This is a genomic window from Corynebacterium tuscaniense (assembly GCF_008693065.1).
GTDB classification, from domain to species: domain Bacteria; phylum Actinomycetota; class Actinomycetes; order Mycobacteriales; family Mycobacteriaceae; genus Corynebacterium; species Corynebacterium tuscaniense.
Genome location: NZ_VXKH01000072.1, coordinates 1 through 7,241, shown reverse-complemented (window position 1 = coordinate 7,241; position 7,241 = coordinate 1). Strand labels below are relative to the sequence as shown.

General features: G+C 60.4%; 8 protein-coding genes. 6 read left to right on the top strand and 2 right to left on the bottom strand.

Features of this window, described 5'->3' with window-relative positions:
* The coding region (locus F4V54_RS09620; RefSeq protein WP_150386992.1) for an HNH endonuclease signature motif containing protein at positions 1–356 on the top strand (356 nt) is incomplete at its 5' end.
* A gap of 87 nt (positions 357–443) precedes the next feature.
* Here F4V54_RS09620 and F4V54_RS09615 read toward each other — a convergent pair.
* A complete protein-coding gene (locus tag F4V54_RS09615) occupies positions 444–1,868 on the bottom strand; it encodes a YeeE/YedE thiosulfate transporter family protein (protein ID WP_034666165.1) in 1,425 nt (474 codons plus the stop codon).
* 219 nt (positions 1,869–2,087) lie between these two features.
* Positions 2,088–2,288 carry a hypothetical protein gene (locus tag F4V54_RS09610; RefSeq protein ID WP_034666192.1) on the bottom strand — a complete coding sequence of 67 codons (201 nt, stop codon included), beginning with the start codon at positions 2,286–2,288 and terminating at the stop codon, positions 2,088–2,090.
* A gap of 53 nt (positions 2,289–2,341) precedes the next feature.
* Here F4V54_RS09610 and F4V54_RS09605 point away from each other — a divergent pair, with 53 nt between their 5' ends.
* From F4V54_RS09605 to F4V54_RS09585, 5 genes are all read left to right on the top strand, one after another.
* Positions 2,342–4,402 (top strand): helicase-associated domain-containing protein, encoded by a 2,061-nt coding sequence (locus F4V54_RS09605; protein WP_150386991.1) that lies wholly within the window; start codon positions 2,342–2,344, stop codon positions 4,400–4,402.
* Positions 4,403–4,507: 105 nt separating this feature from the next.
* Positions 4,508–4,765: a helix-turn-helix transcriptional regulator gene (locus F4V54_RS09600; protein WP_084576805.1), complete on the top strand. Its 258-nt coding sequence runs from the start codon at positions 4,508–4,510 to the stop codon at positions 4,763–4,765.
* Positions 4,762–5,244, top strand: a complete 483-nt coding sequence (locus tag F4V54_RS09595; protein ID WP_034666171.1) for a hypothetical protein — start codon at positions 4,762–4,764, stop codon at positions 5,242–5,244. Before F4V54_RS09600 ends, F4V54_RS09595 begins: the two co-directional genes overlap by 4 nt.
* Before the next feature lies 1 nt (position 5,245).
* Positions 5,246–6,124, top strand: a complete 879-nt coding sequence (locus F4V54_RS09590; protein WP_150386990.1) for an ABC transporter ATP-binding protein — start codon at positions 5,246–5,248, stop codon at positions 6,122–6,124.
* A partial coding sequence (locus F4V54_RS09585; protein WP_150386989.1) for an ABC transporter permease occupies positions 6,125–7,241 on the top strand: 1,117 nt, incomplete at its 3' end.

Below are 7,241 nucleotides of genomic sequence, written 5' to 3'. Positions count from 1 at the left end.
ACCCGCAGGCAGGTGCGGTCAACCTGTATGACACTCAACGCTTCGCGAACCGGAAACAGCGCGACTTAGCACGGGCAACACTGCCGATCTGCCCGGTACCGGGGTGCCGGCATGCGGCTGATAACTGCCAAGTCCACCACATCCGTGCCTGGTCGAAAGGTGGGCACACCAACATGGATAACCTGGCGATGCTGTGCCGTTATCACAACCGCACCAACGATGATGACCCCGCACATGCCCACCGGGGCCGGGTGGAGAATATCCGGGGTGTCCCCATGTGGCGATCACCCCGGGGACACCTCACCCCCAACACCACCCACCCCTACGGAGCCATGACACTGCTCTACAGCAGATAAACGACACTCCCCATGTCGAAAGCCAGCAACAGCTGGTCTTTCGCCATGCCCAAAAAACAGCAATTAACTGCTGGGGTAAGTAGCAACCTAGTTCGCGGCGTCTTTGACCACCGTGATCTGCCAACCGGCGTTCTGGTTTTGAACGAAGTCCTTTACACCGTGGCCGTTGTCAGCAGCCCACTGCGGAATGGACTCAGTTGCCTGGGTGCAGTCGAAATCAATGATGAGCTCCTCACCCGAATCCAGCTCGGAGATCGCTTGCTTGGCCTCAATCAGCGGGAATGGGCACACATCCCCCAGGGTGTCCAGGACGTATCGGCCACCGCCCAGCGGACGTGCGGTGGTGTCTTGCTTCGGCTTGGTCTTCAGCGCGACACCTCCGGAGGCGGACACGATGTTGAATGCCGGTGCGGCTTCCTCCGCTTCAGTTTTGTCGGACGCAAGCCCAGCAAGCTCAGGGTCACTGATGGACTCATCCGTGGTGTATACACCCGCGTCAGCAGAGCCCTGCTTCACGCCGGATGGCTTCAGCCACAGCTTGGCACCGACGTACACGCCTGCTGCGATAAATGCCATGGCTACCCAGCCCTGGTAGCTGAATAGAGAAGTCTGAACCATGCCGTTGCCCACGGTGCATCCACCGGCCAGGGACGCGCCAACCCCCATGCCGATTCCGCCGATGACTGCGCGCACTGATGTACGCCCGTCGGGGACGCGGAGACGGAACTCGCCGGAAGCTTTTGCAGCAATGTAAGAACCAACCAGTATGCCCAGAACTAGCAGGGTGCCCCAGTTGAAGTATTCAGTTTCACCGGTAGTGATGTAGCTGGTCAGATGCGCCGACGGTGTAGTGATGCCCAGGCCATCATTTCGTCCGGTAGCGGCGGACAGCGGCCATGCGAGCACGCCAAGAAGCCCGATCGCGGCACCAGCGGTGTACGGATGCAGTGGCTTGCGGTACCACGGCTGCTCCAGCGTCACCTTCGGGTTGGCAGCATCGCGGGCAAGGTAGAGCTGCGCAAGATAAGCAGTGCCCAGAGCCAGTGGGATAGCAAACCACCATGCGGAGATTCCGAAGGTCTGCGGCAAAGTAGTCCACCCCGTGTCCCATTCTTTCAGCTTGTCATTGAAACCAGAGAGGAAGCCACTTTTCATCGCGGACGCAGACAACCCGTAGAAGAGTAGTGCAAACCATGAACCAACCAGCCCTTCACCGGAGCGATACCAAGTACCTGAGGCGCAACCACCGGCAAGGATGATCGCCATACCAAAGATGAAACCGCCAACAGCAACAGCGATGGGGGCGAAAGTACGGTACTCCGGTGAAATCACACCGAGCGATGTCAAAGCGGCAAGACCGATCGCGTGTACCGCAACGACGATAAAGAATGCGACGAGCCCGCGCCCCTGCTTTTGCAAGAAGACGTCACGCAGCATGCCCGTCACGCAGAATCGTCCGCGTTGCATCACCACGCCGAGGGCGACACCCACTGCTAAACCAGTAAGAATCATGGAAGCCTCCAGTGTTTCTGTTGAACTAATAAAACACTGGAGAGTCTACAAAGCACATACAGCTCTGTCTATAGCGGCCCTTCGCCTAGCGGACAATGCTGTCTGTAAAAGGATAGAAAACCATGCCTGAACAGGCACTAACGCCAATGAATAAAAAGAAAGCCCGCTCGGCAAAACGCCGAACGGACTCGCTTGTACTACTTAAGCCGAAACGCAGGTTTAGTTCGCGCCGTTGATGCGGGTGGTCGGGTGAACATAACCGGTTTCCTCCCATGGACGCGGCAACACAAGGTCGTCGCCGTAGGGGCTGGAAGCTGCGGCCAACTTGGAGTTAATCTCCGTCACTGGGTGGCCATCACCCGGGGTGTGTGCAGGCCACGCCGGGTTAATCTTGGTGATGTTGTCAACGTCTTTAGCCATGTACATCATTCTTTCACGCCAAGGCCAAAAACGCACGTAGAATCACCCCCGCAATGACTACGTTCCCTGAAGCGCTCGCTGATTTCACCGACGAAGAGCTCCGCACGCTCATTCTTCTGCGCCCGGAGGCGTTCTATCCTGCGCCTCCGTCCATCGCGTCGCTGGCCACTCGGCTCGCACTCCCGGGTTCCGCTGCGCGCGCATTACACCAGCTCTCCACCCCCGCTATCGTCCTCTTGGAGCGTCTCGGGGATGCGGGTGCTGAGTTCGCTCCGTTCGACGCGACTGAAGCAGACCTCACTCCCCTCCGTGAACGCGCACTCATCTACGGCCCCGATAATGCCGTGCGCGTTGCCCCCGGCGTGCTCAGCGCCATGCCCCAGGGCTGGCGCGTGGCGGAGACCGCGCCGGATGATGTGGAAGAGCTCGTGGCCGGCCTCACCCCCGCTGAACGACGCGTACTGGTCACACTGTCCGTTTCCGGTGGCCAGGGAACTACAAAGGCAGCTGCACCCGATGCGGACCCGAACACACCAATTGCCACACTCATTGCCAAAGGCCTGCTCGTCCGCGCGAACTCCACGACGGTGCGCCTCCCCCGCCCAGTGCGCGACGTTCTCCGCGGCTATCCGCCGCGCAGCTTCCCCATGGAGGAACCGGTAACACCGGAGGTCGACCAAAGCGACGCGGATAAGGCAGCAACAACCCAGGGCCTTGATGCAGTGCGTCAGCTCCGCCAGCTCATCACGTCTTTTTTGCAGGAACCCATCCCGCTGAACAAGGACGGTTCCGTCGGCGTTCGCGCGCGGACGAACCTGAGCAAAAAGCTCGGCTTCGATCCGGCGCTTCTCATCACCATCGGTGAATCCGCCGGTCTCATCGGCCGCGGCAACGTGGATGACGTGGATGTTCTCGGCGCCACGCGGGATTCCCTGACGTGGTTGGATGCAACGTTGTCGGATCAGTGGGCGATTCTTCTTGCTGGCTGGGCCGCGTCCCCATGGCGGCTGGACACGGATGCGAAGCTGCTGTCGCCTGAGATGCGCTCGCCAGACGCACGAACAAATCGGCTCACCGTCCTGCGCCAGGCCGGCAATGTGCAGCGTTTGTTCTTCCACTCGCCTCTCGCAGCCACGCGCATATCCCCACAGTTCATCGAGGCCACAGCACAGGAAGCACAGTTCGTCGGCGCGCTCGATGCCACACCGGCTATCTCTTCACCGCTGAGAGCGCTCCTCAATCACGCTGATATCGCCGCCGCGACCAGCGAGCTCGTTCCACCACCAGTAGACACCCTCATCGCCCAAGCGGATATGACGGTGTTGGCTCCCGGCCCACTCGAACCGGAGATGGGCAGCTTTCTGGAAAAGATCGCGGAACTCGAATCCCCAGGCGTAGCCAGCGTGTGGCGTATCACGGACGGCTCTGTCCGCAACGGCCTCGACAGCGGTCTCACCGCCGACGAGATCCACGCATGGCTGACAGGCCACGTCCTCGGCGAGATCCCACAAGGCATCACGTTCCTTATCAGCGACACCGCTCGCACCCACGGCTCCATCCGCGCAGGCACAGCCATGAGCTATATCCGCAGCGCTGATCCGGCGCTCATTACCACGGCAGTAGAGAAACTCCCCAGCGTCCTCAGGCCCCTCGCCCCGACAGTGGCCGTCGCACAACTACCCCTGCCCAAGCTCATGGATGCCCTGCGCAAAGCAGGCCTGCAGCCAACAGCTGAAGACGAATCCGGCGCGCAGCTCAACATGGCGCCGGAACCAGCCCTCGTGCCCGCGACACCGTCACATTTGCCGCAGCAGACGTCGGTTTCAGCCGATCAAGCCGACCAGATCATCGCACGGCTGCGCTCCGACACCCCCGCGGATTCCACCAGCACACCCGCACCAACCACCACCGGCAACCCCCTGGAGACCCTCCGCGCCGCAGCGCGCGGGAGGAAGCAGGTGACGCTGGGTTACGTCGATAAGCATGGGCGTGGACAGACCCTGACAGCCCGCCCGCTGTCGGTGTCCGCCGGCCAGGTCGATGTCCACATCGCCGCAACCGACTCCGTCGTACGCATCGCCCTGCCACGCATCACCAAAGTGGTCATGGCCTAAAGACGCCAAATCCTTCAGCCCAATGACCACCTAAAACGAGTCCTGTCTTAAATTTTTTTGTTGCACCCGTTGACAGATTGTTGGGTTTATACAACACTCTATTGCGTGGCAGCACGAAAACAGCCGAAGAGTCCGATTCATAATCGGGTTCGCGTCTTGCGGGCGGAGCGCGACATGTCGCGCAACCAACTCGCCGAACTGATCGACGTGAACCCGCAAACCATCGGCGCTTTGGAGCGTGGTGATCACTCCCCCAGCCTCGATCTGGCCTTCCGGGTCTGCGAGGTATTCGACCTTCCAATCGAGGCAGTGTTCTCCCGCACCGAATTCTCCCCAATGTCGAAGGAGTTGTACCGCCCATGAGATCAACACCGCCTTTTCCCGGCGCGGAACGGGTACGCAACCAGAAAGCAACACGTGTTCTGATGGCGGCGTATTTCGCGGGCCTGACAGTCGCGGTGCTCCTCTTCATCGCTTCATTGGCCACGAATATGGATCCAACTGTGTTTTTGGTCTGCTACACCGCAGCCATGCTCGTTTCCATGGTGTCCTGGACCATCATCCGCGGAGCAAATGACCGCAAGGACCGTGTCCCGGAAGCAGAACTCGATGAATACGAGCGCGATGTTTTCACCACCTGGCGCAACCGCGCTTTCCGGATCATCTCAGCGCTCACTCTCATTGGTGGACTCGGCTTCTGTGCCTACGCATTCTTCGCAAGGGACACAGTGGATGTCACCGTGCTCATCGCGGCTGGGCTGTACATGATCTTCACCTACCTATTCGTCTCCACCCTGCCCATGATCGGCTACGCGATCACCTTCAACCGCAAGGAGGACTGAAATGACCACTCTTGAAATCAGAGACCTACATAAACGCTTCGGCGACACACAAGCCCTGGACGGAATGAGTTTCACCGTCGGCGATGGCGAGCTCTACGGCTTCGTCGGGTCCAACGGCGCCGGCAAGTCCACCACTATGCGCATCGCGCTCGGCGTGCTCGAAGCAGATTCCGGCGAGGTGCTGCTCAATGGCATTCCGCTTAACGACGGCTCACGCCGCCACATCGGCTACATGCCCGAAGAGCGTGGCCTCTACGGCAAGGAAAAGATCCTTGACCAGCTAGTCTTCTTGGCCAAACTGCATGGCGTGGACGGTACTGCGGCGAAACAGCGTGGCACGGAGTTGCTGGAAGAACTCGGCCTCGGTGAGCGTGTAAATGACAAGCTCGACGACCTCTCGCTGGGTAATCAACAGCGCGTCCAGCTCGCTGCGAGCCTCATCCACGACCCGGAGATCCTCATTCTTGATGAGCCGTTTTCCGGCCTCGACCCCGTCGCCGTCGATGTCATGAGCACCATGCTCACAGTCCGCGCCCGTAGCGGCGTCCCCGTGGTCTTCTCCTCCCACCAGCTCGACCTGGTTCAGCGTCTCTGTGATCGCGTGGGCATTGTCAGCCGTGGCCGTATGGTCGCCGAAGGCACCGTCGATGAGCTGCGCGCGGGCGGCCCGGTTCGCTTCAAGGTGAGCACCACCGCCCGCGGGTGGTACCCGGAGGGCACCGAGCTTATTAGCGATGCCTCCACCCACGTTATCCTCGAAACCAATTCCATCGATGATGATCAGCGCATTCTCCATGCTGCACTTGCCGCTGGTGAGGTGCACGAATTCAGCCGTGTTGTCCCCGACCTGACAGACCTGTTCAAGGAGGTCGTGAAGTAAATGACTACGAACACCTACTCCCCACTCCACACCATCCTCACCACTGCCAAGCGTGAAATCCAGATTCTCTTTAGCAAGAAGGCTGTGATCATCACCCTGGTCATCATGCTGGTGGGTATTCTCGCGGCCGTTGGGATCGCATCTTGGCAGAAGGACAAGGATCCGGAAGGGTCAGCTACACCGGTGGCGGTGGTGAACGTCGATAAGCACATGCTTGAAGGCTCCGGCTTTGAGGCGCACGACGTGGCTGACCGCGCGGAGGCCGAGCGCCTCGTGCGTGACGGCGATGTCGATGCCGCGCTCGTCGCGGAGAACGACACCTGGCAGGTCATTTCCGACGGCACCCCCGACATGTCAGTGATGACCACCGTGGATGCCCTCGCCGAGTCCTACTCGCAGGCCGCCGCACTGGAAGAACTTGGAATTTCACCCGCAGATTTCCAGGCCGCCGCCCCGCAAATCAACGTCGAAGCAGTGGATATTGCCAACATTGACGAAGGCAAAGACGACTCTGCTTCCGAACAGGACTTCACGCGCCTGCTCACCGCGTTTATCTTGATCATGCTCATCATGTTCATGGTGATCACCTTTGCCGCGCAGGTGGGCAGCCGCGTGACCGAGGAGAAGTCTTCCCGCGTCGTTGAGCTTGTCCTCGCTGCTGTGCGCCCGCTCGATTTCCTGGCTGGCAAGATCCTGGGCAACCTCATCTTCGGTCTCATTTCCTCCGCGATCTTGCTCGGCGCCGGTTTCGCCGCGCTCCAGGTCACGGGCCTCCTGGAAGACGTCAGCATTGATTGGTCCATCTTGCCCATCATGTTTGTGTCCTACCTACTGGCCACGCTCTTCTTCGCTGGCCTCTACGCCGCCGCGGGTGCGATGGTGCAGCGCACTGAGGACCTCCAGTCCACGCAAATGCCTGTCCTGTTGCTCCTCCTCGCCAGCGCCTACGTCCCCGCTTTCGGCTTCGCAAACACCGACGCCACCTGGATGCAAGTGGCTAGCTGGATCCCACCCGTATCCATCTTCACCGCTCCCCTGACCTACGCGGCCGGCGACCTCACCGCACTCCAGCTCGCGGCTTCCCTCGCGCTCGCCGCCGTCGCCACCGTGGCCGTCG